The sequence below is a fragment of the Arthrobacter sp. NPDC055585 genome (assembly GCF_053619115.1).
Map to the genome: position 1 here is coordinate 31,694 of NZ_JBSHIT010000009.1, position 24,022 is coordinate 55,715.

Sequence of the window (24,022 nt, forward strand, 5' to 3'; positions counted from 1 at the left end):
AACTGCCCGTATCCGGCCGGATACGAGCAGTTTCTGTAATCTCGTTTGGTGCGGAGGTTAGTCCAGACCGCGGAGGTCCAGAGTCAGCTCCGTTTCGCCGCCTGCCTGCATAAGAACCGGAATGCCCCAGTCCTGCTGGTACAGGTGGCAGGCTGCGTGATCCGGGATCTCTCCCCCGGGCTCGCCGTCGCACGCTGCAGCACGGGCGGTGATGTGCAGGACGCCCTCGGCAACGGTGTCGGAGAGCACCAGTTCACGGACCAGCCCGACGGCGGTTCCGCCTCCGGAGACCAGCAGCTCTTCCGGGGAGGAAGAGATCTTCAGCTGGGTCGGATCACCCCAGCGGTCATCCAGCTTCTGCCCCTTGGGCGCGGCGAAGCGGACCGTCAGGCCGAGGGCTCCGGGAGCAATGGCGGTCTTGGGCCGCTGGGTCTGCCGGGCACCTTCATCCACTGACTGCGCTTCCTTGGGGATGGGCAGCCGCACCAGCTGGTGCTTGTTGGCTTCCACAACGATCAGCAGCGGCTCATCGGCAGTGGAGTCCAGCAGGACCCCGGAAGGCTCTGCCAGGCCGCGGGAGAGCGTGGAGACGGTCTGTGTTGCCGGGTCGTAGCGGCGCACGGCGCCGTTGTACGTGTCAGCGATGGCCACCGAGCCGTCCGGAAGAACAGCGACGCCGAGCGGGTGCTGCAGGCGGGCCTCCGATGCGGCGCCGTCGCGGTAGCCGAAGTCGAACAGGCCGGCGCCGACGGCGGTGTCCACCGTAACGGCGGGCCGGCCCTCGGCGGAGGTGTCGAAGCGGAGCCGGCGCAGTGCCGAGGTTTCCGAGTCCGCAACCCAGATGCTTCCCTCGGCGTCCTGGGCCAGGCCCGAGGACTGGGCGAACCAGGCAGCGTCCCCGTCGCCGTCGAGCAGTCCTTCCAAACCGGTTCCGGCCACGATGGACAGGGCACCGTTGGCGGGGTCGAAGGCGAAGATCTGGTGGGTCCCGGCCATGGCCACCACGGCCTGGCCCAGGGCAGTGGACCAGAGCACGTCCCACGGGGAGGAAAGCGAGGTGCCCAGCGGATCGGTTCCCAGGTCCGTCGAGGCTTCAGCCGCCTGGTTCTCGGCGTCGAGCAGGCGCTGGACGCCGTTGCCGGCCACAGTGGTGACCGCTCCGGTGGCCAGGTTCACGCCGCGCAGGCGGTGGTTTACGGTGTCGGCCACCAGGACGTCGTAATCGAGGGTCTCGGCCACGGCCGCGGGCAGCACGGCCAGGCCCTGCGGCTCGTTGAAGCGGGCGGTTCCGGAGTCGCCGTCGCGCCAGCCCTTGGTGCCTTCACCGATGACGCGGCGGACGGTGGTCAGGTCCGCTTCCAGTTCCACCAGGCGGTGGTGTCCGGTGTCTGCAACCAGGAAGGTTCCTTCCGGCAGCGCCACGGCTTTGCCGGGGAAACGCAGGTCGCCGGAGGTGGCTTCCGCCGGAACGTAGGGTCCGTCCCCGCGGTGCAGGGTTCCCTTGGCCTCGTGCTCGGCCACCAGTTCAGCGACCAGCGACTCGAGTCCGGCAGCATGGCCCTCACCGGAGAGGTGGGCCACGATGTATCCCTCGGGGTCAATGACTACCAGGGTGGGCCAGGCGCGGGCAGTGTAGGCCTGCCAGGTGGCCAGCTCCGGGTCGTCGAGGACCGGGTGGTGGATTTCGTAGCGTTCGACGGCGGCGGCCAGGGCCACCGGGTCGGCCTCGTGCTCGAACTTGGGCGAGTGGACCCCGACCGTCACCAGGACGTCGGAGTACTTCTCTTCCAGCGGCCGCAGCTCATCAAGCACATGGAGGCAGTTGATGCAGCAGAAGGTCCAGAAGTCCAGCAGGACGATCTTGCCGCGGAGGTCTTCCAGCCCCAGCTGCTTCCCGCCCGTGTTGAGCCAGTTCCGTCCTTCCAGCTCGGAGGCCCGGACGCGGTATCCGGCGCGCACCGTTTCAGTCATCTGCGTTCTCCTTGGTCTGTCCTTGCATCACGTTCGGCCAGCTGGGCGAACATATTGTTGTAAGCCGTAAGTTCAGCATCGTTATTCCGTTCCGCCGCACGGTCTTTGCGTTTTGTTTCACGTGCATCCGTCCGGGACCACTGGAGAGCGACGCCGATCGCCACCAGAACGGTGGGAACTTCGCCGATTCCCCACATGATCGCACCGCCAAGCTGCTGGTCTTCCAGGGCGCTGACACCCCAGTCGCGGCCCATGTTGCCAAAGTAGGAGGCCTGGATCAGCGATGTCTGTCCCATCACGGCCACGCCGAAGAACGCGTGGAAAGCCATTGTGGCCAGCAGGATGACCAGGCGCAGCGGATACGGTGCCCGGCTGGGCAGCGGGTCGATGCCGATCATGGTGAGGATGAAGATGTAGCCGGTGAGCAGGAAGTGGAGCACCATCAGCTCGTGGCCCACGTGCTCACGCAGCGCGAATCCGAACAGGTCGGAGTAGTAGAAGATCACGATCGAGCCGGCGAAGTTCACCGCAGCGAAGATCGGGTTCGTGATGATCTTTGAATAGCGTGAGTGCACCCCGATCAGGATCCATTCACGCAGGCCGCGGCTGCCGTCGCGGCGCGGGGTCAGGGCCTTCAGCGCCAGGGTGACCGGGGCGCCGAGGACCAGGAACAGCGGAACCACCATGGTCAGTGCCATGTGCCCGAGCATGTGCGTGCTGAAGAGCACCATGCCGTAGACGGCCGGAGCTCCGGAGGTCACGTAGGTGAGGGCAATCAGGCCAACGAACCAGCACAGCGTCCGCACCAGGGACCATTTGTCGCCGCGGCGGCGCAGCTTGATGACACCGAGGATGTAGGCGGCGCCGATGGTCACCACGATTGCCACCCAGAGCCAGTCGAACCGCCATTCGGTGAGGAAGCGTTCTGCGGTGAGTTCCGGCGGCAGGTCGTAACCGGTGAGGATGCGGGCCGGTGAGGCGTTCGGCGGCAGCTCCTCCGGCCGTGGCGGTGCGGTACGTGCCAGTGCTGCGGCCACACCGGAGATCGCCCCCATAATGAGCAGTTCGACGCCGATCAGCTGCCAGAGCACACGGCGTGCACTCATCGAGCGGGGAGAATCCGGCGTCGCGCTCTTGGTGGAGCCTGCGGCAGCGGCCGGGAGCTGCGGAATGATCCAGCGCCGGTGCAGGAACCCGAAGATGCCCAGCACCAGTGTGGCGGCAACCTTGAAGAGCACCAGCGCTCCCCAGCGGGAGTCAAGCTGTTCCAGTGAGGTGATGCGCAGCGAGGCATTCACCAGGCCGGAGAGCGATACCAGGATGAACCCGAAACCGGCCAGGGCCGAGAAGCGGCGAAGGACTACCCCGGTGATGTCGCCGAGCTGCTTGGCGATCACTACGAGGACGATGATCCCGCCGATCCACACACAGACACCGATCAGGTGCAGGCCGATCGAGTTCACGGCCGCGCTATGGTCATCTCCGCCGGCGGCGTGGCCCACCAGGGCCATGGGCAGCAGGCCGCCCGCTGCGAGTGCCAGGGTCAGGGCCAGGCCCGTCAGGGAACGCACCCCGAACGTCAGCGTTGTCACGACCGCCGCAATGATGCTGACGGCAAGCCAGGCGCGGCCGGTGGCGAAATCCGTCAGGAAGGACGCGAGCCCGTCGGTGTAGGACGGGTCCGGGCTCAGCGGGAGGCCGGAGACGTCCGAGTAGGTGAACAGCATGACGGCGATCGCGGACAGCGTCCACAGCGCGGCGGCGCCTGAGGCCAGGTTCATGGCCTGGGTGAAGGCAGGATGCTCAGGCCGGGTTTCCCGTTCACCTTTGCCCAGGCGGGGTCCGGCATGCTTGGGAAGGATAAAGACGGCGAACACCAGGGCACCGATGACGGCCGCTACAGCGCCGTTCTGGACGGCTTTGGCGACGGGCAGCCCCCAGCGGGTCAGGGCACCGGGATCCGAAAGCTGCGCCGCTGCGGCTGCACCGGAGAAGAGCAGCGCCACCCCCAGGGCAAGGACCATGATCCCCGCACCTGCAGCCAGCCAGCCGTTGCGCGCGGGATGTCCTGGTTCGGATGCCTGGCCGGCAGGACGGCCCGGCAGGGTGTTCTGGGTCTTGGCAGAGTTTGGCACGTTATCCATTCTCTACCCCTTGTAAAAATTGGGCCAATTACCGCCGCGGTTTGGACCCGCAGAGCCGGCAACCGGCCCACACCGGGTTCCGGGCAAGACGAAGGGCAGGGCAGGGCAACACGAAGGGCCGGTGCCTGTACGGCACCGGCCCTTCGGGGAAAGCGGAAATACTACTTCTTGGCGACAGCAGCCTTCAGCTTGGAGCCTGCGGTCAGCTTGACGCTGTGGCCGGCCGGGATCTGGATGGTTTCGCCGGTCTGCGGGTTGCGGCCCTGACGAGCTGCGCGGTCGGTGCGCTCAACAGCAAGCCAGCCCGGGATGGTGATCTTTTCGCCGTTGGCAACGGAAGTGGCGAAGATGTCGAAGACAGCGTCGAGCACACCGTTAACGGCGGTCTGGCTGTTGCCGGACTTCTCTGCGACAGCGGCAACAAGTTCACTGCGGTTCATAGCCAATTTATGTCCTCCTGGACTCTGGTGTTTAGCGCGAGCGGTTCACGGATGCGTAACCGCCTCTGTTCGAAAACTTACCAGCTTGGGAGCCCAAATCACGCTGAAAACCGCGGGTTTTCGCGGATTTTTCGGGTTTTTAGACAAATCAGGCCAGGTTTTGGAGGCGAAGAACATCCGGGTACGCAAAAAGGGCGGCAGCCGTAACGGCTGCCGCCCTTTTCAGGCGTGGAAAGCGGAGCTTACCAGCTGGACTTCTTGATGCCGGGCAGTTCGCCGGCGTGAGCCATGTCGCGGAAACGCACGCGGGAGATACCGAACTTCTGGAGGGTGCCCCGGGGGCGGCCGTCGATCTGGTCGCGGTTGCGCAGGCGGACCGGGGAAGCGTTGCGGGGAAGCTTCTGCAGGCCGAGGCGTGCGGCTTCGCGTGCTTCGTCGGTCGCGTTCGGGTCGACCAGGGTCTTCTTCAGTTCGAGGCGCTTGGCAGCGTAGCGCTCAACAACAACCTTGCGCTGCTCGTTGCGGGCAATCTTGGACTTCTTTGCCATTCTTAGCGCTCCTCACGGAATTCGACGTGCTGGCGGATCTTGGGGTCGTACTTCTTCAGAACCATGCGGTCCGGGTCGTTACGACGGTTCTTGCGGGTCACGTAGGTGTACCCGGTGCCGGCGGTCGACTTCAGCTTGATGATCGGACGAACGTCCTTATCCTTAGCCACTAGAGCTTCACACCCTTCGCGAGGAGTTCGGTGACGACTGCGTCAATGCCGCGGACGTCGATCGTCTTGATGCCGCGGGCAGAAACCTGCAGCGTCACGTTGCGGCGCAGGGACGGAACCCAGTAGCGCTTCTTCTGAATATTCGGGTCGAACCGACGCTTGTTGCGGCGGTGCGAGTGCGAAATGCTGTGACCAAAGCCGGGAACAGCTCCGGTTACCTGGCAGTAAGCTGCCATGATCTCTCCTCCAGTTGTAGTAAATATGACGGTCCTCAAAAAACAAGCACCAGGCGATGCCGCCATGGCACCTGCAATAAAGAGCGTCCCGCCACCAGTTTTGACACCGTTATTACTGCGACTTTCCGGAGGTTGACCTGGCGGGGTGAGATCCAGCCGAAGTGCCTCGCCGCGGGGAAGACGGTGAAGTTCGGGCAGCCATAGCAGTAATCCGCTGTGACAGCCTTCAATTCTAGGTTTATACGGGCGGCCACGCAAATGCCCTGGTCCGTACCCTTGCGGGACCAAACCAGATCATGGGCGCGACTTAACGCCTTCCTATCCTAAACGGTGGAGGCGCCTGAGCCAAACCGGCTAATCAGAGGAGGGCTTCTCCAGCGCTCCGGCGGCAGTCACGACGGCGATCCCGGTTTCCGGGTCCTCTTTTGCGCCGTCTAGGTCAGTGGCGCCGCCCACCACGGCGCCCGAATCCACCACCATGTTCCGCAGCCGGGCGCCCGTGATGACGCGCACGCCGTCGAGCAGAACGCAGCCATGGACCTCGGCACCGGGCTCAATGTGGCAGTCCGGTCCCACGACACTCCGGGAGACCTCCCCGTCCACCCGGGAGCCGGGGGCAAGCAGGCTGGTTTCAACCTGGGCTGCCGCTCCGACGAATGCGGGCAGCCGGCGCGGGGTCGCGGAAAGGATGGGCCAAGCCGGGTCGTCAAAGACCATGCCATGCCCGTCCAACAGGTCCATGTGCGCCTGGTGGTAGCTGTCCGGGGTGCCCATGTCCCGCCAGTACCCGTCCAGCCGGTGTTCGATGACCTTTTCCCGTTCCACCAGATAAGGAAGCAGCTGGTCCCCGTAGTCCTCCAGCTTGCCGTCGCGTTCCATCAGTTCTTCGAGGCTGCGCAGGAGGACCTCGGCGTCATAGAGGAAGATCTCCGCGGCGATGAGATCCGTCTTGGGTTCTTCCGGCTTGTATTCGAAGCCGGTCACCGTTCCGTTCTCCACTTCCAGGACACCGTGCTCGGACGGATCGTGGCTGACCCGGTAGCTCACCACCGTCAGGGCTGCTCCGGCAGAGGTGTGGGCGGCGATGACATCCCGGTAGTCCAGCCGGTACAAGTGGTCGGCGCTGAGCACCAGGATGAGGTCCGGATCGTATTCGCGGATGTAGTCCACCTGGCGGTACAGGGCATCCGCGTTGCCTTCAGCGAATCCCTCGCCCTCGGATCCCTGATAGGGCGGCAGCACCCGCAGGCCTCCGTTGGTACGGTCAAGGTCCCACGGGCGGCCGCTGACCAGGTGGTCATTCAGGGACTTCGGCTCATACTGCTCAACGATCCAAACGTCGCTGAGGCCCGAGTTGTGCAGGTTCGAGAGCGGGATGTCGATCAGCCGGTAGGACCCGCCCACCGGCATGGCCGGCTTCGCACGGGTGTCCGTGAGGCTGCCGAGCCTTCCGCCGGATCCTCCGGCAAGGATGATGGTCAGTATCCGCGGCTGGCGCATTCAGGTTCCTTTGGTTGGGGCGCCCGGACGGTCCGAGGCCGGATCGAGCAGGGTGAGGATTTTCGTGCCAACCCGGGTCAGGTCTGCGACGTCCTGGTCATCCAGGGCGTCGAAGACCGCTCCGCGGACCGCGTCGACGTGGCCGGGTGCGAGTTCCACCAGGGCCTTCATACCTTCTTCGGTGAGTGCCGCCGTCGTAACCCGGGCGTCCGTGGGTGACGGGAACCGGCGCATCCAGCCGCGCTGTTCGAGTTTCTTCACTACGTGGGACAGCCGCGAGAGGGATGCATTGGAACGGAAAGCCAGTTCGCTCATGGCCAGCTGCCGGCCTTCGGCCTCCGACGTCATGGCCAGCACGTGGTAGTCGAAAAGTGTGATCCGCGCCCGGCGGAAAAGATCGGCGTCGAGGGTTCCCGGCAGCCGTGTGGCCACAGCATAGAGCGCCAGCCATGCGCTGCGCTCATCCGGGGTAAGCCACCGGTCGGGCTGCTGTTCGGTCATGGGGGTAATTCTCTCACGTCACTTGAGCCTTCAAGCCTGCCCTCCCGAAAGGCCAGTTGGAGTCCTTTACAAGGCTCAAAAGGACTTCAACTGGCCTCTCGATGGAGGGACGACGGCGGGACGACGGCGGGACGACGGCGCTAGCGGACCGGTTCACGGTCCTCAGCTGCTGAACCGCCTGCCGGTTCAGCAGACTCGGCCGAGTCGAAGGGCAGGGTGTCCACATCCAGCAGCGGGTTCTCATCCTGGGTTTCCACCAGCTCGCGGGCCTCTTCCTCCGTTGCGACGCTCGGCATGGACCCGGGCATGGGACGCCGGGCCGATTCCTTCATGATGCCAATCGCAACGGCACCAATGGCCGAGGTGACCATCAGGTAGTAGGCCGGCATCATGTCATTGTCCGTCAGGGTAATCAGGCCCTGCATGATGAGCGGAGCGGTGCCGCCGAAGATTGCCACGGCAAAGTTGTAGGCAATACCCATGGCTCCGTACCGGCTGGCCGTGGGGAAGAGCGCCGGCAGGGCGGAGGCGAGGTTGGCGACGTAGAACGTTACCGGAATGGCCAGCAGTCCCAGGCCCAGCAGAGTGCTCCAGATGGGTCCCAGCCCGATCAGCACAAACGCCGGAATAGCCAGAACGATCGTGGAGCCTGCACCCATCCAGAGCACCGGCCGGCGGCCGATCCGGTCAGAGAGCCGGCCCGTCAGCGGGATGCACAGTGCCATGATCACCAGCACCGGAATAGTCAGCAGCGTGCCGTGAACCGGGTCGTACCCCTTTGAATCCGTGAGGTAGGAAGGCATGTAGGACGTCAGCGCGTAGCCAACCGTGTTCGCGGCAGCCACCAGGACCATGGCCAGCACGATCGGGCGCCAGTAGGTCCGGAAGATCCCGAACGTTCCCTGCGCGACGGCGTCCTTGTCCATTTCCTTGCCCGCAGCGGATGCTGCCTGTTCTTCCTGGGCGTCAAGGGTTGCCTGGAAGGCCGGGGATTCCTCGATCTTCAGGCGGAAGTAGATGGCGATTGCGCCAAGCGGTCCGGCGATCAGGAACGGGATCCGCCAGCCCCAGTCGAGCATGGTTTCCTCGCTGAGCGTCAGCTGGAGGGTGGACACCGTCAGCGCGCCGAGAGCGAATCCCATATAGCTGCCGAGGTCCAGGATGCTGGCCAGGAATCCGCGGCGTTTGTCCGGGGCGTATTCGGAAACGAAAGTAGTGGCGCCTGCGTATTCGCCGCCGGTGCTGAAGCCCTGCAGGAGCTTCATCACAACCAGCAGCACCGGGGCGGCCATGCCGATCTGCGCGTACCCGGGGAGCAGACCGATAGCAAAGGTGGAGGCCGCCATCAGGATCAGCGTGGTTGCCAGCGTTTTCTGCCGGCCGATCCGGTCACCGATGCGGCCAAAAATGACGCCGCCCAGCGGACGGGCAATGAAGGTTGCCGCGAATACGCCCAAGCTGAACAGCAGCTGGGACGCGGGGTCGGCGTCGGACAGGAAGACGGCTCCCATGGTGACGGCGAGGTAGCCGTACACACCGATGTCGAACCACTCCATGGTGTTGCCGACGACCGTGCCCCCGACGGCTTTTTTCATCATGGTGTGGTCTACGACGTTTACGTCTTCCACATCAAGGCGGCGACGGCGAAGCGGGTTCCGCTTCCGTGCCGCGGCACCCGGCAGTGAACCGGGCGGAGCAGTACTCGAATCAGGTGCTTCTTGCTGCATTTGGGCCTTTTTCTCTAGAGGTCATCTGCGTAGGGCAATTGCATCCCTGTGCCGGCCCTCAGCCGGCAGACCCACAAGTTTAGAAAAAACGGCCGCTAATCCCGAATCGTAAGGGTGCTTATCCATTGCAGCGCGCAGGGCGACACCGGTGGTTGCCAGTGCCCGTGCGGGAATCCGGCCATACTGTGAAGTGCGTCACATAGACGCTCCGAGGAGGCGTTTTTGTGACGTCCCGGCAGCTCTTAGCCCTGCGGTGTGAGCTTCACCGGGGAAGGGAAGCGGGCGCTGAGGTTGTCCCCCGAGGAGACGCCGCGGAGCCGGCGGCTGACCCACGGGCCGAGGTACTCCTTGGCCCACCGCGCGTCATGCTTCAGCCGCTGGATCCGGTCGCGGGCGGGCAGGGTGTCAAGTTCGGGAACGTCCAGGGCATCAGTGGCGCGCAGGACTTCCAGCACCTTCTTGGCCGTGAGGATGTGCCCCGCAGGTGACATGTGCAGCCGGTCCACGTCCCAGTACCTCTCGTCCTGGAGGACCTTCAGCCGCCAGTAGTCGACCAGGATGGCTCCATGGGCGTCGGCAGCCTCACGCACCAGCTCGTTATAGAGGGCGGTCCGGCCGCGGGTACGGCCGAAAATGGGCGACTGGCCTGAATCGAATCCGGTGAAGACCAGCACCGCCGCGCCCGAGGAGCGCAGCCGGCCAATCGCGGAATCGTAGGCCTGGACAATCGCGTCGATATCCACCTTGGGACGAAGGATGTCATTGCCGCCGGCGTAAATGCTGACCAGCGTGGGCTTCAGCGCCAGGGCAGGCTCGATCTGCTCGTCGATGACCTGGCGCAGCTTTTTGCCCCGGATGGCCAGGTTGGCGTACCCCCAGGACTCATCCGCCAGGGAAAGCTGCTCCGCGACGCGGTCCGCCCACCCGCGCACGCCGTTGGGACGGGCTGGATCCCAGTCCCCCACGCCTTCAGTAAAGGAATCTCCAAGGGCTACGTATCGCTGCGAGAAAGTCACCCCCACAGCCTACAAGCCGATCTACGCACCTTCGGCCGGAGCGCAGTCTAGACTCAGAGCCGGAACACTCCCGTCAATCGAAGGGCACCATGTCCAGCCAGTCTCAGACGCAGAACGCTCCCGCTCCGGGTCCCAGCACCCCAGGGCGGCGCGCCGCCGTCGTCATTAACCCGACCAAGAAAACCGACGTGGACATCCGCGCACTGGTGGAAGAGGTCTGCGCAGGTGAAGGCTGGGCCGCGCCGCTGTGGCTGGAGACGGAAGCGGATGACCCGGGCCGGGGAATGGCGCGCCAGGCACTGGAGGAAGGCGCCGACGTCGTCATTGCCGCCGGCGGCGACGGCACCGTGCGCTGCGTGGCAGCAGAGCTGACCGGCACGGACACTCCGCTGGGGCTGCTGCCGCTGGGCACCGGAAACCTGCTGGCGCGGAACCTTGATGTACCGGTCGATGATCCGGAAGGTGCGGTCCGCACCGCGCTGACCGGCACGGAACGGCGTATTGATGTTGTCCACGTCAAGGTGGACGAGGCCGTCGACAGCGAGATCTTCCTGGTCATGGCCGGGCTGGGATACGACGCGGTCATGATGGGGGATACGAATACCGCCCTGAAGGACCGCGTGGGGTGGCTCGCCTACGTGGATGCCGGCATCCGGAACCTGCCCGGCAAACCGGTGAAGACCATGATTTCGATCGACGGCGGCAAACCCTTCTCCCGCCGGCTGCGCAGCGTGATGGGCGGAAACTGCGGCAAGATTATGGGCGGCCTGGAAGTCTTTCCCGGCGCGAAGATTGACGACGGACTGCTGGACATCATGACCATGGCGCCCAAGGGAAGCCTTGGCTGGCTGTCCGTTGTGGCCGGCCTGCTGCGCCGCGGCAAAGGCCGCGGAACCGCGGTGGAGTACTTCCAGTGCCGAAGCGCTGACATTTGGGCCGACTCTCCGCAGGACTTCGAGATGGACGGCGACCATTTGGGCAGTGCAACCCGGCTCTCCCTGCGGGTGGATCCCAGCGCCCTGCGCATTCGGATGCCGCACGGCAAGAAGGACCCTGCGATCCTGACCAATCCCGAACCCTAGCCTCCGGGCCCCTGTCTTCCCTTCCCATAGACATGATTAAACGCATCAGCCCCCGCCCAGGCGGGGGCTGATGCCGTATTGGCCTAAAGCCAGGTCATCGGATCGGTGTACTCACCGTTGATGAGCACTTCGAAGTGCAGGTGCGGGCCGGTGGAATTTCCGGTGCTGCCCACCCCGCCGAGCACCTGGCCTTCTTCGACAGGCTGGCCGGTTTCTACCCGGATGTCATTGAGGTGGTTGTAGGTGGTCTGGACTCCGTCGCCGTGGTCCACCACAATCCTCAGCCCGCCGCCGCCTGTGGTGTGCCAGCCGGCTTCGACGACTGTGCCGGCCCGGGCGGAGCGTACTTCAGCGCCGAGTCCGCCGCGGAAGTCGGTGCCGGTGTGCCATTCCTGGCCGGAGCCGGTCATCGGATTGATCCGCCAGCCGAAGGGCGAGGTGATTACCAGGCCGTCCACGGGAACGGAAGGCTTGGCCGGCGGCGCTTCGGCGACCGGTGCCGTTGAGCCGGTTCCTCCTTCAGCAGGTGCTGCAGGTGCCGGCTCCTGCGGTTCCGGAAACGGTTGGGTGTTGACCAGCTGCCGTTCGGCTACGGCCCCGGTGTCAGCGACGGTTGCTGCTTCAGCCACACCGAAAACCATTCCGCTGAGCAGCAGCGATGCACCGGTCCCCAGTGCGGCAGTCTTGCGGGCGGGGGTGCTGAAGTTCCGGGCCTGCCGCAGCCGGTCCTGAAGCTGGGGGGAAAGGGACAGCCCCTGATGTTCCCTTTCCGGATCGGCATGCTTGCCGGAAGGCCGGTACCGGGCCGCCGTTTCCGTGACGTACCGGCGGAGAGCGTCAGCCAAATTCCGGGCGGTCTCGTTTACTTTGGGGGTCACGCAACCTCCACTGTGAATAGACAACAGTTCTGTCGGTACTGCGGATGCCTCATGAGGGCGTGCGAGAGCCAGGTAAAAAGTGGAAGTGATTTCCTCCAGTTTAACCAGCCCCGCCTTGACAGTGGGAGCTTTTGTGCGCAAGTAAACAGGCGCGCGTGGCGGGCTCTACAGCAGCGTCAGCGGCGCTGGTTCACAGCGTGCAGGGGCCGTAAGAACCTACGACGCTTCGGCCCGGCCGTGCCGCCAGTAACCCATAAAGGCCACCTGCTTGCGGTCGATTCCGGCCTCACGGACCAGATAGCGCCGCAGGCCCCGGACCACGGCCGCTTCGCCCGCAATCCAGGCGTAGAACGGCAGGGCGCCGGCGGGGGTGTTGGGGCTGGGTGAGTTCTCCACGACCTCGGGGGCCAGCCTGGCGGGGGTTTCCCAGAGGATCACGGAGTCGATGTCCACGTCTTCCAGTTCCTGCCGGCGCGCCGGCACCGGCGGCGCGGTTTCAGCGCGTTCCACCGTGGCATAACCGGGTACTGCCACCGCGTCCCGCACTGCGGCCTCCAGCGCTTCACCGTGGGCGCGGCCGTTGCGGGGCAGCCAGCTGATGCTCACCTTGGAGGCGGTGGAGAGTTCCTGAACGTCACCGGCGTCGGGCACTTCCAGCAGCGCGTGCCCGGTGAAGTCTTCGGGCAGGTTCGCCAGGATCGAGGCGATCGCCGGAACCGCGGTCTCGTCCCCGGCCAGCAGCACGTGCTGGGCCAGGCCCGGGCGCCATTCGATGCCGCCGTAGGACTCTGCGGTGACGCAGTGCACGGCGTTCGGACCGATAACCGTGACACGGTCCCCCGGCTTGGCAGCAGCCGCCCAGGTCGATGCCGGACCACCCACACCCTCGCTGTCGAAGTGCAGGACGAAGTCGACGTCGATCTCCGGCTCCGGGGCGGAGCAGCGGGAAGCGCGGACCGTGTAGGTTCGCATGGACCCGCGTGCCTGGGCATCCATGGCCAGCCAGTTCCGGTACCAGCCTGCGTCTTCGCAGTCGATGGGAGGCAGCGGTGCGCGGGTTCCGTCAGCGGCCTGCGGCGGGATGACCACCTTGATGCGCAGGTCGTCGGTGCATCCCTGGACACCGAATTCACGCAGGCATTCACCGCCGAAGGTGATGCGCTGGAAGTTCGCGCTGAGCCGCTGCACGGACCGGACCTCGACGTCGAAGGCCAGCACTGCAGCATTGGCACCCTTGCGCCGTGCAGGGGCAGCAGCCGCTGCCGATGAGGTGGTGCGGGTACCGGTCATGAAGCTGCCTCCATAGGATTGCGGGTCTCAAGGCGGGAATCGTGCGGGTTGGGCAGGTAGCCCATGGGTTGGTTCCTGGGTTCCGGAGCGGGGCGGGAGTGGTGCCGCCCCACCGGGACCACCATGGGGGTTCCGGCTACGGGGTCTGGGATCACTGCGGCTTCCAGGCCAAAAACGTCCTGGACAAGCTCTTCGGTGACAATCTCGGCGGGAGCGCCCTGCGCGGCGATGCGTCCGTCCTTCATGGCAATGAGGTGGTCCGCGTAGCGTGCCGCCAGGTTCAGGTCGTGAAGCACTATGACCACGGTGGTGCCGGCGCGGCGGTTCAAATCCGTCACCAGATCCAGGACCTCCACCTGGTGGGTCACATCAAGGAAGGTGGTTGGTTCGTCCAGCAGCAGAATGTCCGTCTGCTGGGCCAGTGCCATGGCGATCCACACCCGCTGGCGCTGGCCGCCGGACAGCTCATCGATATCGCGTCCGGCCAGCTCCAGCGTGCCGGTGGCTTCAAGGGCGGCGGCGACGGCGTCGTCATCCTTTGCGTTCCACTGGCGGAACCAGCCCTGGTGCGGGTAGCGGCCGCGGCCCACGAGATCTGCCACGGTAATGCCGTCGGGTGCGTTGGGAGTCTGCGGCAGCAGGCCCAGGGTGCGGGCGACTTCGCGGCTGGGCATGGAGTTGATGTCCTGGCCGTTCAGTTCCACGGCGCCGGAGGCCGGTTTCAGCAGCCGGGCGAGGCCTCGCAGCAGCGTTGACTTGCCGCAGGCGTTGGCGCCGACGATCACGGTGATCCGGCCAGCGGGCAGCTGGACGCTGAGACCGTCAACCACTGTCCGGTCTGCGTAGGAGAGCACCAGATCCCGTGCCTCAAGCTTGTTCTGCATGCTTTAGCCTCCTCGGCCTACACGGTTGGAGCTGACAAGCAGCCACAGCAGGAACGGCGCTCCCAGGGCTCCGGTCACGACGCCGACGGGCAGGGCGCCCGGAAGCAGGTTGCTGGCAGCGAAGTCGGCGGCGAGCATAATGACCGCACCGGTGAGTCCGGCCGCAGCCAGCGAAGCGCGTCCGCCGATCAGCCGGCGGGAGATGGGGCCGGCCAGGAAGGCTACGAAAGCCACCGGCCCGGCCGCGGCGGTAGCCACAGCTGCCAGTGCGACGCCGGTAAACAGCAGCCCGGCGCGGGTTCCTTCCACGGGCAGGCCCAGGCCCGCAGCGAAGTCGTCGCCGAGTTCAAGCACACGCAGGCGCCGCCCCAGCAGAACTGCGGCTGGAAGCAGCACCACGAGGGCCAGGGCGACGATACCGGCTCGTTCCCAGGTTGCCGAGTTCAGCGATCCGGTCAGCCAGACAAGGGACTCCGCAGCGGTGCGCACGTCCGTGCGGGTGAGCAGGAAGTTCACCACGGCCTGGAGCACGGCGGCGAAGCCGATTCCCATCAGGACCAGGCGGGCACCGGAGGCCCCGCCCTTCCGGCTGAGCAGGTGAAGCGAGACCGCAATGATGCAGGCCCCGGCAAGGGCCGCCAGGGACACACCTGCGCCGGACGCGCCGAACACCACCATGGCGGTAACCGCCGCCGCGCTGGCACCGTAGCTGATGCCGATGATGTCCGGGCTGGCCAGCGGATTTCGCAGCATCGTCTGGAAAAGGTGGCCGGAGACACCAAAGGCCACGCCGATCAGCACCGCAGTCACGGCGCGCGGCAGTTTGCTCTCCATCACAATGAAGGAGGCTCCTGGAATCTTCTCCCCTGCCAGGATGCGCACGAAGTCAGGGATGGTCACGGTGTAGCTGCCCAGCAGCACCCCGGCGAAGAAGAGGACCACAACGCCGCCTGCGAGGGCAGCCAGGACCACCCGGCGGCGTCGTCCGCTGCGGCGCCGGACTTCACGCACCGTGGCGGCAGCGGAGCCGTTTTCCCGGAGCAGCGGGGCGGCGCTCACAGCTCGGCCAGCTTCCGCCGGCGGATGATCGCAATGAACACGGGCGCGCCGATGACGGCGGTCATGATTCCCACCGGGACTTCGCCCGGCGGCAGGATGAGGCGGCCTACGACGTCGGACACCAGCAGCAGCACGGGTGCCAGCACCGCGGAGAGCACTAGGATCCAGCGGTAGTCCGGGCCTGCCAGTCCGCGCACCAGGTGCGGGATCACCAGGCCCAGGAACGCGATGGGGCCGGCGGCAGCGGTGGCCGCGCCGCAGAGCAGCACGACGCCGACGGCCATGACTCCGCGCGAGAGCGCAACGTTCTGGCCCAGTCCGCGAGCGACGTCGTCACCCAGGCTGAGCCCGTTCAGTGCCCGTCCGGAGGCGAGCAGGATGACCGCGCCCACGGCGAGGAAAGGAATAAGGGGCAGCAGAACGTCCCAGCCGCGGCCGGACACGGTGCCGACCTGCCAGAAGCGGAAGGTGTTCAGGGTCTGCTGGCTGGAGACGAGCACGGCTGAGAGCAGGCTGGTCAGCCCGGCGGTCAGCGCGGCACCTGCCAGCGCCAGCTTCACCGGGGTGGCGCCTTCCCTGCCGAGGGAAGCGACGGCGTAGACCAGCAGCGCGGCAAAGGCAGTGCCCGCCAGGGCGAACCAGACGTAGCCAGTGAAGGAAGTGATGCCAAAAACGTAGATTGCCGTGACGACCGCGAAGGCAGCGCCGGCGTTCAGGCCCATGATGCCGGGATCTGCCAGCGGGTTGCGGGTCATGCCCTGCAGGGCTGTCCCGGCCAGTCCGAGGGCAGCGCCGATGAGGAGTGCTGCCACTGTGCGCGGGAGCCTGCTAAGGACGACGGCGTGGTCTCCGTTGGCCGGATCGGCGCTGGTCAGCGCCTGCCAGACGGTCTCTAGGGAGAGCGGCCGGGCACCGAGCGCCACGGAGGCGAAAGCGGCTGCAGCCAGGATGGTGACCGAGGCTGCCAGAAGTAATACCGGGGAGATGCGGCGGCCGTGCCTCGGAGCTGCCGTTGGACCTGAAACAGGGGTGCGGGCCACGGCCGGTGAGGACACGGCGGCACCTCCTGAAGCCAGCGGTATAGGACTTAAGTAAGGCTATCCTACGTCCGGCCGGATTAAGAAACAGTTCCGTGCCGTATTACTCCCCGCCGAGAGGCCAGTTACGGCTCTTATGAGCCTCCAAAAGAGCCGTAACTGGCCTCTCGCGTGGGGGGACACGCTTCAGGCGCGGAGAAAGCGGCTACTCGGTGCCGTGGCCCGGGGTAACTTCCTCGCCGGGACGGACAGGACCGGGAGCGGTTCCGTTGCCGAACGGACGGCCGCCGAGTGCCTCACGGCCGTGCGGAGTCAGCCAGACGGAGTTATCCGGACCTTTGGGCACGATCCCGGTGGGATTAATGTCTTCATGCACGATGTAGTAGTGCTGCTTGATCTGCACAAAGTCCACGGTGTCGCCAAAACCGGGAGTCTGGAACAGGTCCCGGGCGTAGCCCCACAGGTTCGGCATCTCGCTGAGCTTGTTCCGGTTGCACTTGAAGTGGCCGTGATAGACGGCGTCGAACCGGACCAGGGTGGTGAAAAGCCGGACGTCTGCCTCGGTGATGGTGTCGCCAACCAGGAAACGCTGCTTTGACAGCCGGTTCTCCAGCCAGTCCATTGCGGCCCAGAGACGGTCGTAGGCGGCGTCGTACGCTTCCTGCGACCCGGCGAAACCGCAGCGGTACACACCGTTGTTCACCTCGGTGAAGACGCGCTTGTTGACCTCGCGCATCTCCTCCAGGTGCTCGGCCGGCCACAGGTCCGGCGCGCCTTCGCGGTGGAACTCGGTCCACTCGCTGCTGAAGTCCTCGGTGATCTGCGGGAAGTTGTTCGTCACCACAGCGCCGGTGGGGATGTCGACGACGGCGGGAACGGTAATGCCGCGGCTGTAACCGGGGGCGCGGCGGAAGAAGGCTTCCTGCAGCCGTTCGATGCCCAGCACCGGGTCCTTGCCGTCCGGATCGAGGTCGAAGGTCCAGCTCCGGGAATCGTGGGTGGGCCCGGGGGTGCCGAGGGAGATTGCGTCCTCCAGTCCCAGCAGGCGGCGCACGATGATGGTGCGGTTGGCCCACGGGCAGGCGCGGGCAGCGATCAGCCGGTACCGGCCCGCTTCTACCGGGTAGCCGTCCCGTCCGTCTCGGGTGATGCGGGTTTCGATGTAATTCGTATCCCGGGTGTATTCCTGCCCGCCGGATACGTAGGACCCTTTGGTGCTGTAGTCCGTGCCTGTTGCTGACTGTTCCGATGTCTTGGCCATGATCACTCCGTCGCTCAGCCGTGTGTCTGCTCTGGCCTCCAGCCTATCGCCCTGCCAGCGGCGGCGGTTGAGCTGTAGAGTCGGGGCAAGTGCACAGCGGACCCGCGGGTTTGAAGAACGAAGGGACTTTCTTGATGCGTGTAGCCGTCCTCGGAGCCACCGGAAATGTGGGGACCGCCGTCCTGCGCAGACTGCAGGCAGCCCGTGCTGAGCGCCCGGACGGGCTGGAGATTGTCGGCGTCGCGCGCCGGGTTCCTGCACAGCCCACCGGACCGTATGAGGGGGTTCAGTGGCACAGCATCGATGTGGCCTCGCGGGCGGGGGCTGAAGAACTCACCGAAGTGCTGCGCGGCGTCGACGCCGTCATTCACCTGGTGTGGGCCATCCAGCCGAACCGCGACGAGGCGGAACTGCACCGGATCAACGTCCGCGGTACACAGAACATGCTGGCGGCAGCGGCCGAGGCGGGGGTGCGGCAGGTTGTGTGCGCCTCGTCCGTCGGGGCCTACTCCCCCGCCCCCAAAGACCGCCTGACCGACGAGTCGTGGCCCGCCCGCGGCATCGCAACATCCCACTACAGCAGGCACAAGGGCGAGCAGGAAGAACTGCTGGACGACTTCGAGCGGCGCTACCCGGAGATCCGGGTAGCGCGGCTGCGTCCGGGGCTGATTTTCCAGTCCGACGCCGGCAGCGAGATCGGCCGCTACTTCCTGGGCCCGCTGGTCCCCCGGTCCATCCTGAATAAGCTCAGCCTGCCGATCATCCCGCTCCCTGCGGAGTTCTCCTTCCAGGTGGTCCATGCGGACGACATCGCCGATGCCTACTGGCGTGTGGTGGACCGCAGGGCGGAGGGCGCTTTTAACATCGCTGCGGACCCTGTGTTCACGCCCGAACTTTTGGCCGGGATGCTCGGCGCCCGCCGGATCATCAACATTCCGGTCGGCGTGATCCGGGCGATTGTCGGCCTGACTTGGGCTGCCCGGCTGCAGGCCACCGATCCCGGCTGGATCGACATGGCTGCCGGAGCGCCGCTGATGGACACCACCCGTGCCCGCGAGGTCCTTGGCTGGGAGCCGAAGCGCAGCTCGCTGCGCGCATTCCAGGATGTGCTGGACGGCCTGAGCGAACAGGCCGGCGTGCCGGCCTCTCCGCTGCTGGGTCCCGGCCGTTAGGAGCTTGCTTCGGCGGCCCGTGGCGTGGCTGCCCACCAGCTCTGCCGGCAGGTGCAGGCCCGCGGGCGTCTAGTAGCGTGGATCCAATGGTTTCCTCTCACCCTGCCCCGCTGCCCCCGCCGTCCAAGCCTGAGCGTCCCGTCCGTTCCGGTATTACCCATGCCGGCCGCGGAGCGCTCATGGGCCTGGTGGAACTCGTCCCCGGAGTTTCCGGCGGCACCGTTGCTTTGGTCCTCGGTGTCTTCGACCGGCTGATCGCATCGGCGAACCACTTCATCAGCGGCGCAGTGCATCTGGTTATCCGGCGGGACCGGGCCGGAGCTGTCCGCAAGGTGTCAGGTGTGGAGTGGAGCCTGCTGCTCCCTCTGGTTGCCGGCATGTTCCTCGCCCTGATCTTCCTCTCCGGGCCGCTGCATTCCTTCGTGGAGGGCCAGCCTGAGATCGCCAGTGCCTTGTTCTTCGGCATGGTGGCCGCCAGCCTCGTTGTCCCGATCAGCATGGCCCGTGCGGCTGCCCCGGCCCGGCCGGCGACTGCTGCGGGCAGGCTCGCAGGCACTGCAGTGGTTCTCGTGACGGCGGCAGCCGCATTTGCGCTGCTCGGCATTCCGGCCCTGCAGATCGAGAACCACTCCTGGTGGGTGCTGGTCCTCAGCGGTGCGATAGCCGTGTGCGCCTTGGCGCTTCCGGGCCTTTCAGGGTCCTTCCTGCTGCTGACCTTCGGCATGTACGAGCCCACCCTCGAAGCAGTAAGCAACCGGGATCTCGGATACCTCGCCTTCTTCGCCGCCGGAGCGGTGATCGGCCTGGGCTCGTTTGTCCGGCTGCTGCATTATCTGCTGCGGGTCCACCGCCGGGCAGTCCTGCTGGTCGCGACCGGACTGATCCTGGGCTCCATCCGTGCCCTGTGGCCCTGGCAGGAGAACAGTGCCCTGCTTCCGCCTGACGATGCGTGGCTTATGCCGCTCGCAGCCTCCCTCACGGGCGCTGCGGTGGTCCTGCTCCTGTGGTTCGCCCAGTCCCGTGCTGAGGCAAAGCCCATCACCGCATAGACCCCTGTTCCCAGCCCGCCGCGGCGGACCGGGAAACCCGGGCTACAGATCGTCGTCGTAGTCCTTGCCCGCGTGCTGCTGGCGCAGCTCACGGCCCTGCTGGACGTCCTTCTCTTCCTGTTCCGCCCGCTTGTCGCTCTGGCGGGTGTCCCTCGGGGGCAGCTGGATCGAGTGCTCAGCCTGGATTCCTGCCTGCAGCTCCCGTCCGCGTTCCACCTCGGCGTCAAACTCGGCACCGAAAAGCAGCGAAATGTTGGCCAGCCAGATCCACAGCAGCAGCACGATCACACCGCCAATGGCACCGTAGGTGGCGTTGTAGCTGCCGAAGTTGCCCACATAGAACGCGAAGCCAAGGGTGGCGATGGCCAGCACGATCAGGGCCAGGAACGCGCCCATGCTCATCCAGCGGAACTTGGGCTGCTTGACGTTGGGGGTGGCGTAGTAGAGCAGGGCAATCAGGGTCACGGCGAAGAGGACCATGACCGGCCACTTTGCAATATTCCACACCAGCAGGGCCTGGCTTCCCAGACCAATGAAGTTCCCGATTGATTCCGCGATGGGCCCGCTGACCACCAGCATGATGAGCAGGCTGGCGGCCAGGAGGATCATGATCAGAGTGACCAGGAGCTGCAGGGGGCGCAGCTTCCAGATGGGCCGGCCTTCTTCGACCTCGTAGATGCGGTTCATGGCCCGCCCAAAGGCGCCTACGTAACCGGACGCGGACCACACCGCGCCCGCAATACCAACGAACAGGGCCAGACCTGCGCCGCGGGAGGATGTGAGCTGCTCAATCGGACCTTCGAGAACCGTTACGGCTTCCGCCGGAGCGAAACCGCGGAGATAGTCAAGCATCGCGTCAGTGGTGGTTTCGGCCTGGCCCACAAGTCCCAGAATGGAGACCATGGCCAGCAGCCCCGGGAACAGGGACAGCACCGTGTAGTAGGTCAGAGCAGCAGCGAGGTCGGTGCACTGGTCCTTGGAAAACTCGCGCGCCGTCTTCTTGAAGATGTACATCCAGCTGGGCTTGGTGACCTCCGCCGGGGTATCCGGCTTTGAGGCCGTTCCAAGCGATGCTCCGTCCTTCTGGTCGGAGTTGTCCTGCTGAGCCATGAGGCCCCTCCTGGCGCTGGTCGGGTCCGGGATACCCATCGTATTGCTAAGCAGACTTATGTCCAAGCAGCCCCGCCGGCCTCACCAGGCCTTGTAGTAATCCTCCAGCCGGGCTTCCTCGTCGGGGGTGAGGGCGCCGTCGTGCTCCATGTCCGGGGAGTCTTCGATCGCCTTCCGGGAGTAATTCACGTACAGGTCATCCTCATCCCGTCTGGCCCCCTGCAGCGGCACAAAGTACTGGCGGCCTTCAAACAGGCCCAGTGCCACCGTGACCCAGGCCGGCTCCCCGGTGGCGCGGTCAAGGTGGACGTTGCCCACCAGGCCCAGCCTTTCGCCGTCCTTCGCCCACACGTTCGATCCCTGGAGTTCGTGGATCACGTACTGATCAACCATGGCTGCGGCTCCTTGTCTTCTGCTTCCGCAGCCTGTCCGGGACCCGGGCCGCTGCGCCGTGGGTATCATTCCAGCCCGCCGGACCCCCGGGTTGTCAACACTTAGCGGTCAGCATGCTCGTCGCGGTCTTCCCAGGCGTCCTGGCCGGGGCCGGCAAAACTGCGGTTACGCTCCACTGCGTCCACACTGCCGGTGAACAGCTGCGAGGTGCTCGTGTCCTCGGGGTCCCCGCCTTGGCGCAGCGGCGGCTCGGGGCGCGAGGGCATTCTTTGCTGCGCCGGCTCGCGGAGCTGCTCGAAGCGCTGGCGGGGAAGCGCTGCCGGGTGCTCGTCCTGCAGGAAGGAGACCATGGACTCCCGGACCAGGCAGCGCAGGTCAAAGAGCGTGCCGGAATCGGGGGCAGAAACCAGAATGCGGACCCGGATCAGGCCATTGACCGCGTCAGTGATCTGCAGGACGCCGGTCCGGCCGTCCCAGAGGTCGGTGCCCGCCAGGATCCGCTTGAGTTCATCACGCATCGCTGCCACCGGGGACTCCCAGTCCAGGTCCAGCTCCACGGTACCCAGGATCGCGGACTGCTTGCGGGTCCAGTTCTCGAACGGCGTGGATGTGAAGTAGGTGGAGGGCAGGATCAGCCGGCGGTCGTCCCAGATGTGGACCACCACGTAGGTCATGGTGATTTCCTCGATGGTTCCCCACTGGCCCTCCACCACCACGACGTCGTCCACGCGGATGGCATCTGTGAAGGCGAGCTGCAGACCGGCGAAAACGTTTCCCAGCGTGCTTTGGACGGCCAGGCCGGCGACGATCGAGAGCAGGCCGGCGGAGGCGAGCATGCCGGCGCCGAGGGCGCGGACCTCTTCGATGGTCAGCAGTACGCAGGCGACGGCCACGGTAATAATCAGCGCGACGGCGACGCGGCGGCCCAGGATGACCTGCGTCTTGAGGCGCCTCAGCCGCCGGTTGTCCTTGGTGTCCGTGCTGTATTTCGTCAGGATGATCGCCTCAACGATCAGCAGGGCGACGACGGCGAGCCAGCCGATGGCAGCGATCAGCCCGATCACCAGCACCTGGTCCAGGGGCCCATACCAGGATTCCGAGCGGGCGGTGGCACCCAGGGCGATCCGGGTGCCGATCAGCGCCAGGACCAGCCGCAGCGGGTTCCGCCCCAAGGCCGTCACATCACGGATGTGCGGGACCTTCCGGAAGATCCGGGTGGTGGAGCCGCGCACCACCCGTGCGGCGACCAGCGCGGCGGCGACCGCCACCAGCACAGCGATCAGCGGGCGGAGAGGGTCCAGGGCGTCTAGGAATTCCTGCATGGTGCCGATCATGGCAAACCCCCCGGGGGGCCTGTCCAATTCTGTGATCCTCAACGCGAAAGCGCCCCTCCGGAACAACCGGAAGGGCGCTTTGGCCGCAGAAGCAGGGGCGTTACTTGACCTGTGCGGCAGCCTCGCCCAGCATCGGCACGAAGTTGTCCAGTGCGTACGGAATGCTCAGCACGTTGGCGGCTGAAATGGACAGAGTCAGGGTGTTGTCCGAATCCGCCACCAGTCCGCCGTTCTTCAGGGCCGGGATCTGGCTCAGAAGCGGGTCGGACATGATCGATTCCTTGGCGGCGTCGTCCGCCACCCAGCTGACGAACAGGTCTGCTTCAAGTTCGTTGGCGCGCTCCGGGGACCAGGTCAGGTAGAACGCGTCGGCGGGGGCGTTTTCATCCACGATCGGAGCCTGGACCATGCCGAGTTCCTTCAGGAACTTGGGACGGTTGTCGCCGGAGGTGTAGATGGAAATCTGGTCTGCACCGGCGGTGGTGTCCAGGTTGCCGTAAATGAAACTGGTGCCGGCGAGCTCGGGGTACTCCGCAGCCTTGTCCGCGATGGCCTTCTCGGTGTCCTCCACAAGCTTTTCAGCTTCGTCGCTCTTGCCCAGGGCTTCACCGATCATTTCGGCAGAGTCCTGCCACGAGGTGTAGTACGGGGTCTCCGGGTAGGCAACCACCGGGGCGATGGCGCTGAGCTTGTCGTATTCTTCCTCGGTGATCCCGGAATAGGCGGCAAGGATGACATCAGGAGTGGTGGCGGCAATCGCGTCGAAGTTGATGCCGTCGGTCTCGGAGTACTGCACCGGAGCGTTTTCGGATCCGATCGGTGCCCCGAGTTCTTCCAGCGCTTCGTCGATCCACGGCGTGGTGCCGTTTTCGTTTCCGCCCCATTCGTACTCCGGCATTCCGACAGGAACCACGCCCAGGGCCAGTGCCGTGTCAGTGTTCACCCAGGAGACCGTCGCAACGCGCTCCGGGACCGATTCAATGGTGGTCTCGCCGAAGGCGTGCTCAATGGTGACGGGGAACTGGTCGCTGGAGCCGGCGGTGCTTCCGGTGCCCGCATCCGAGGAGGACCCGGTGGAGCAGGCGGAAAGGGACAGCGCGGCGGCGGCGGCGACGGCCGCAAGGCTGCGCATGCGGGACAGGGCCATTTTTGGGCTCCTTGATAGTGCAGTGTGGACGGGAGGCCGGGGTTTTTGTCCGACAAGGTAAGGCTAACCTATG

General features: G+C 65.7%; 23 protein-coding genes. 3 read left to right on the plus strand and 20 right to left on the minus strand.

The annotated features are described in order from the left end of the window. Positions 1 to 57 precede the first annotated feature (57 nt). The 10 genes from ACWGQ2_RS14850 to ACWGQ2_RS14895 all read right to left on the minus strand — a co-directional run bounded on the left by ACWGQ2_RS14850 (position 58) and on the right by ACWGQ2_RS14895 (position 10,253). Positions 58 to 1,971 carry an NHL domain-containing thioredoxin family protein gene (locus ACWGQ2_RS14850; RefSeq protein WP_452018590.1) on the minus strand — a complete coding sequence of 638 codons (1,914 nt, stop codon included), beginning with the start codon at positions 1,969 to 1,971 and terminating at the stop codon, positions 58 to 60. After that, entirely contained in the window at positions 1,968 to 4,115 is a 2,148-nt protein-coding gene (locus tag ACWGQ2_RS14855; RefSeq protein ID WP_452018592.1) for a cytochrome c oxidase assembly protein, read from the minus strand. The genes ACWGQ2_RS14850 and ACWGQ2_RS14855 overlap by 4 nt, the downstream gene beginning before the upstream one ends. A gap of 161 nt (positions 4,116 to 4,276) precedes the next feature. After that, complete coding sequence (locus tag ACWGQ2_RS14860) at positions 4,277 to 4,561, minus strand: HU family DNA-binding protein (protein ID WP_055239039.1); 285 nt, start codon at positions 4,559 to 4,561, stop codon at positions 4,277 to 4,279. Between the two features lie 236 nt (positions 4,562 to 4,797). After that, positions 4,798 to 5,103, minus strand: coding sequence for a 30S ribosomal protein S14 (gene rpsN, locus ACWGQ2_RS14865; RefSeq protein WP_055239038.1), 306 nt, complete (start codon positions 5,101 to 5,103; stop codon positions 4,798 to 4,800). A 2-nt stretch (positions 5,104 to 5,105) separates the two neighbouring features. Continuing rightward, a complete protein-coding gene (gene rpmG / locus ACWGQ2_RS14870) occupies positions 5,106 to 5,273 on the minus strand; it encodes a 50S ribosomal protein L33 (protein ID WP_013602737.1) in 168 nt (55 codons plus the stop codon). After that, complete coding sequence (gene rpmB / locus ACWGQ2_RS14875; protein ID WP_055239037.1) at positions 5,273 to 5,509, minus strand: 50S ribosomal protein L28; 237 nt, start codon at positions 5,507 to 5,509, stop codon at positions 5,273 to 5,275. Before rpmB ends, rpmG begins: the two co-directional genes overlap by 1 nt. A gap of 354 nt (positions 5,510 to 5,863) precedes the next feature. Further along, on the minus strand, positions 5,864 to 7,009 hold the full coding sequence (locus ACWGQ2_RS14880; RefSeq protein WP_452018595.1) for a glucose-1-phosphate adenylyltransferase family protein: 1,146 nt from the start codon (positions 7,007 to 7,009) through the stop codon (positions 5,864 to 5,866). Beyond that, complete coding sequence (locus ACWGQ2_RS14885; RefSeq protein WP_452018597.1) at positions 7,010 to 7,510, minus strand: MarR family winged helix-turn-helix transcriptional regulator; 501 nt, start codon at positions 7,508 to 7,510, stop codon at positions 7,010 to 7,012. Between the two features lie 140 nt (positions 7,511 to 7,650). Then, positions 7,651 to 9,237 (minus strand): MFS transporter, encoded by a 1,587-nt coding sequence (locus tag ACWGQ2_RS14890; RefSeq protein WP_452018599.1) that lies wholly within the window; start codon positions 9,235 to 9,237, stop codon positions 7,651 to 7,653. A gap of 242 nt (positions 9,238 to 9,479) precedes the next feature. Further along, the gene (locus ACWGQ2_RS14895; protein WP_452018601.1) at positions 9,480 to 10,253 is read right to left on the minus strand and encodes an SGNH/GDSL hydrolase family protein; all 774 of its coding nucleotides are present in this window, start codon (positions 10,251 to 10,253) and stop codon (positions 9,480 to 9,482) included. An 89-nt stretch (positions 10,254 to 10,342) separates the two neighbouring features. Between ACWGQ2_RS14895 and ACWGQ2_RS14900 the strand changes: the two genes are divergently transcribed. Further along, positions 10,343 to 11,335: a diacylglycerol/lipid kinase family protein gene (locus ACWGQ2_RS14900; RefSeq protein WP_452018603.1), complete on the plus strand. Its 993-nt coding sequence runs from the start codon at positions 10,343 to 10,345 to the stop codon at positions 11,333 to 11,335. Between the two features lie 83 nt (positions 11,336 to 11,418). Here ACWGQ2_RS14900 and ACWGQ2_RS14905 read toward each other — a convergent pair whose 3' ends face one another. The 6 genes from ACWGQ2_RS14905 to ACWGQ2_RS14930 all read right to left on the minus strand — a co-directional run bounded on the left by ACWGQ2_RS14905 (position 11,419) and on the right by ACWGQ2_RS14930 (position 17,744). Beyond that, positions 11,419 to 12,213, minus strand: coding sequence for a M23 family metallopeptidase (locus ACWGQ2_RS14905; RefSeq protein WP_452018605.1), 795 nt, complete (start codon positions 12,211 to 12,213; stop codon positions 11,419 to 11,421). Between the two features lie 216 nt (positions 12,214 to 12,429). Then, the gene (locus tag ACWGQ2_RS14910) at positions 12,430 to 13,503 is read right to left on the minus strand and encodes a siderophore-interacting protein (protein WP_452018607.1); all 1,074 of its coding nucleotides are present in this window, start codon (positions 13,501 to 13,503) and stop codon (positions 12,430 to 12,432) included. Then, a complete protein-coding gene (locus tag ACWGQ2_RS14915) occupies positions 13,500 to 14,387 on the minus strand; it encodes an ABC transporter ATP-binding protein (protein WP_452018609.1) in 888 nt (295 codons plus the stop codon). The genes ACWGQ2_RS14910 and ACWGQ2_RS14915 overlap by 4 nt, the downstream gene beginning before the upstream one ends. A 3-nt stretch (positions 14,388 to 14,390) precedes the next feature. After that, positions 14,391 to 15,359, minus strand: coding sequence for a FecCD family ABC transporter permease (locus ACWGQ2_RS14920; protein ID WP_452018844.1), 969 nt, complete (start codon positions 15,357 to 15,359; stop codon positions 14,391 to 14,393). A gap of 83 nt (positions 15,360 to 15,442) precedes the next feature. Next, entirely contained in the window at positions 15,443 to 16,414 is a 972-nt protein-coding gene (locus tag ACWGQ2_RS14925; protein ID WP_452018846.1) for a FecCD family ABC transporter permease, read from the minus strand. Between the two features lie 274 nt (positions 16,415 to 16,688). Beyond that, a complete protein-coding gene (locus ACWGQ2_RS14930; RefSeq protein ID WP_452018611.1) occupies positions 16,689 to 17,744 on the minus strand; it encodes a glutathione S-transferase family protein in 1,056 nt (351 codons plus the stop codon). Positions 17,745 to 17,878: 134 nt separating this feature from the next. Here ACWGQ2_RS14930 and ACWGQ2_RS14935 point away from each other — a divergent pair, with 134 nt between their 5' ends. Both ACWGQ2_RS14935 and ACWGQ2_RS14940 read left to right on the plus strand, forming a co-directional pair. Beyond that, the gene (locus ACWGQ2_RS14935) at positions 17,879 to 18,916 is read left to right on the plus strand and encodes an NAD-dependent epimerase/dehydratase family protein (protein WP_452018613.1); all 1,038 of its coding nucleotides are present in this window, start codon (positions 17,879 to 17,881) and stop codon (positions 18,914 to 18,916) included. A gap of 86 nt (positions 18,917 to 19,002) precedes the next feature. After that, positions 19,003 to 19,965, plus strand: coding sequence for a DUF368 domain-containing protein (locus ACWGQ2_RS14940; RefSeq protein ID WP_452018615.1), 963 nt, complete (start codon positions 19,003 to 19,005; stop codon positions 19,963 to 19,965). Positions 19,966 to 20,007: 42 nt separating this feature from the next. Here ACWGQ2_RS14940 and ACWGQ2_RS14945 read toward each other — a convergent pair whose 3' ends face one another. From ACWGQ2_RS14945 to ACWGQ2_RS14960, 4 genes are all read right to left on the minus strand, one after another. Continuing rightward, positions 20,008 to 21,075 (minus strand): YihY/virulence factor BrkB family protein, encoded by a 1,068-nt coding sequence (locus tag ACWGQ2_RS14945; protein ID WP_452018617.1) that lies wholly within the window; start codon positions 21,073 to 21,075, stop codon positions 20,008 to 20,010. An 81-nt stretch (positions 21,076 to 21,156) separates the two neighbouring features. After that, positions 21,157 to 21,468 (minus strand): PRC-barrel domain-containing protein, encoded by a 312-nt coding sequence (locus tag ACWGQ2_RS14950; protein WP_452018619.1) that lies wholly within the window; start codon positions 21,466 to 21,468, stop codon positions 21,157 to 21,159. Positions 21,469 to 21,569: 101 nt separating this feature from the next. Beyond that, positions 21,570 to 22,790, minus strand: a complete 1,221-nt coding sequence (locus ACWGQ2_RS14955) for a mechanosensitive ion channel family protein (protein ID WP_452018621.1) — start codon at positions 22,788 to 22,790, stop codon at positions 21,570 to 21,572. A gap of 112 nt (positions 22,791 to 22,902) precedes the next feature. Further along, complete coding sequence (locus tag ACWGQ2_RS14960) at positions 22,903 to 23,949, minus strand: iron-siderophore ABC transporter substrate-binding protein (RefSeq protein WP_452018623.1); 1,047 nt, start codon at positions 23,947 to 23,949, stop codon at positions 22,903 to 22,905. Positions 23,950 to 24,022 lie beyond the last annotated feature (73 nt).

Coding starts and splice junctions, on each gene's coding strand:
- ACWGQ2_RS14850 (WP_452018590.1), bottom strand. CDS start 1,971: ATGACTGAAACGGTGCGCGCCGGATACCGCGTCCGGGCCTCCGAGCTG.
- ACWGQ2_RS14855 (WP_452018592.1), bottom strand. CDS start 4,115: ATGGATAACGTGCCAAACTCTGCCAAGACCCAGAACACCCTGCCGGGC.
- rpsN (WP_055239038.1), bottom strand. CDS start 5,103: ATGGCAAAGAAGTCCAAGATTGCCCGCAACGAGCAGCGCAAGGTTGTT.
- rpmB (WP_055239037.1), bottom strand. CDS start 5,509: ATGGCAGCTTACTGCCAGGTAACCGGAGCTGTTCCCGGCTTTGGTCAC.
- ACWGQ2_RS14880 (WP_452018595.1), bottom strand. CDS start 7,009: ATGCGCCAGCCGCGGATACTGACCATCATCCTTGCCGGAGGATCCGGC.
- ACWGQ2_RS14885 (WP_452018597.1), bottom strand. CDS start 7,510: ATGACCGAACAGCAGCCCGACCGGTGGCTTACCCCGGATGAGCGCAGC.
- ACWGQ2_RS14890 (WP_452018599.1), bottom strand. CDS start 9,237: ATGCAGCAAGAAGCACCTGATTCGAGTACTGCTCCGCCCGGTTCACTG.
- ACWGQ2_RS14900 (WP_452018603.1), top strand. CDS start 10,343: ATGTCCAGCCAGTCTCAGACGCAGAACGCTCCCGCTCCGGGTCCCAGC.
- ACWGQ2_RS14910 (WP_452018607.1), bottom strand. CDS start 13,503: ATGACCGGTACCCGCACCACCTCATCGGCAGCGGCTGCTGCCCCTGCA.
- ACWGQ2_RS14915 (WP_452018609.1), bottom strand. CDS start 14,387: ATGCAGAACAAGCTTGAGGCACGGGATCTGGTGCTCTCCTACGCAGAC.
- ACWGQ2_RS14930 (WP_452018611.1), bottom strand. CDS start 17,744: ATGGCCAAGACATCGGAACAGTCAGCAACAGGCACGGACTACAGCACC.
- ACWGQ2_RS14935 (WP_452018613.1), top strand. CDS start 17,879: ATGCGTGTAGCCGTCCTCGGAGCCACCGGAAATGTGGGGACCGCCGTC.
- ACWGQ2_RS14940 (WP_452018615.1), top strand. CDS start 19,003: ATGGTTTCCTCTCACCCTGCCCCGCTGCCCCCGCCGTCCAAGCCTGAG.
- ACWGQ2_RS14945 (WP_452018617.1), bottom strand. CDS start 21,075: ATGGCTCAGCAGGACAACTCCGACCAGAAGGACGGAGCATCGCTTGGA.
- ACWGQ2_RS14950 (WP_452018619.1), bottom strand. CDS start 21,468: ATGGTTGATCAGTACGTGATCCACGAACTCCAGGGATCGAACGTGTGG.
- ACWGQ2_RS14955 (WP_452018621.1), bottom strand. CDS start 22,790: ATGCAGGAATTCCTAGACGCCCTGGACCCTCTCCGCCCGCTGATCGCT.
- ACWGQ2_RS14960 (WP_452018623.1), bottom strand. CDS start 23,949: ATGGCCCTGTCCCGCATGCGCAGCCTTGCGGCCGTCGCCGCCGCCGCC.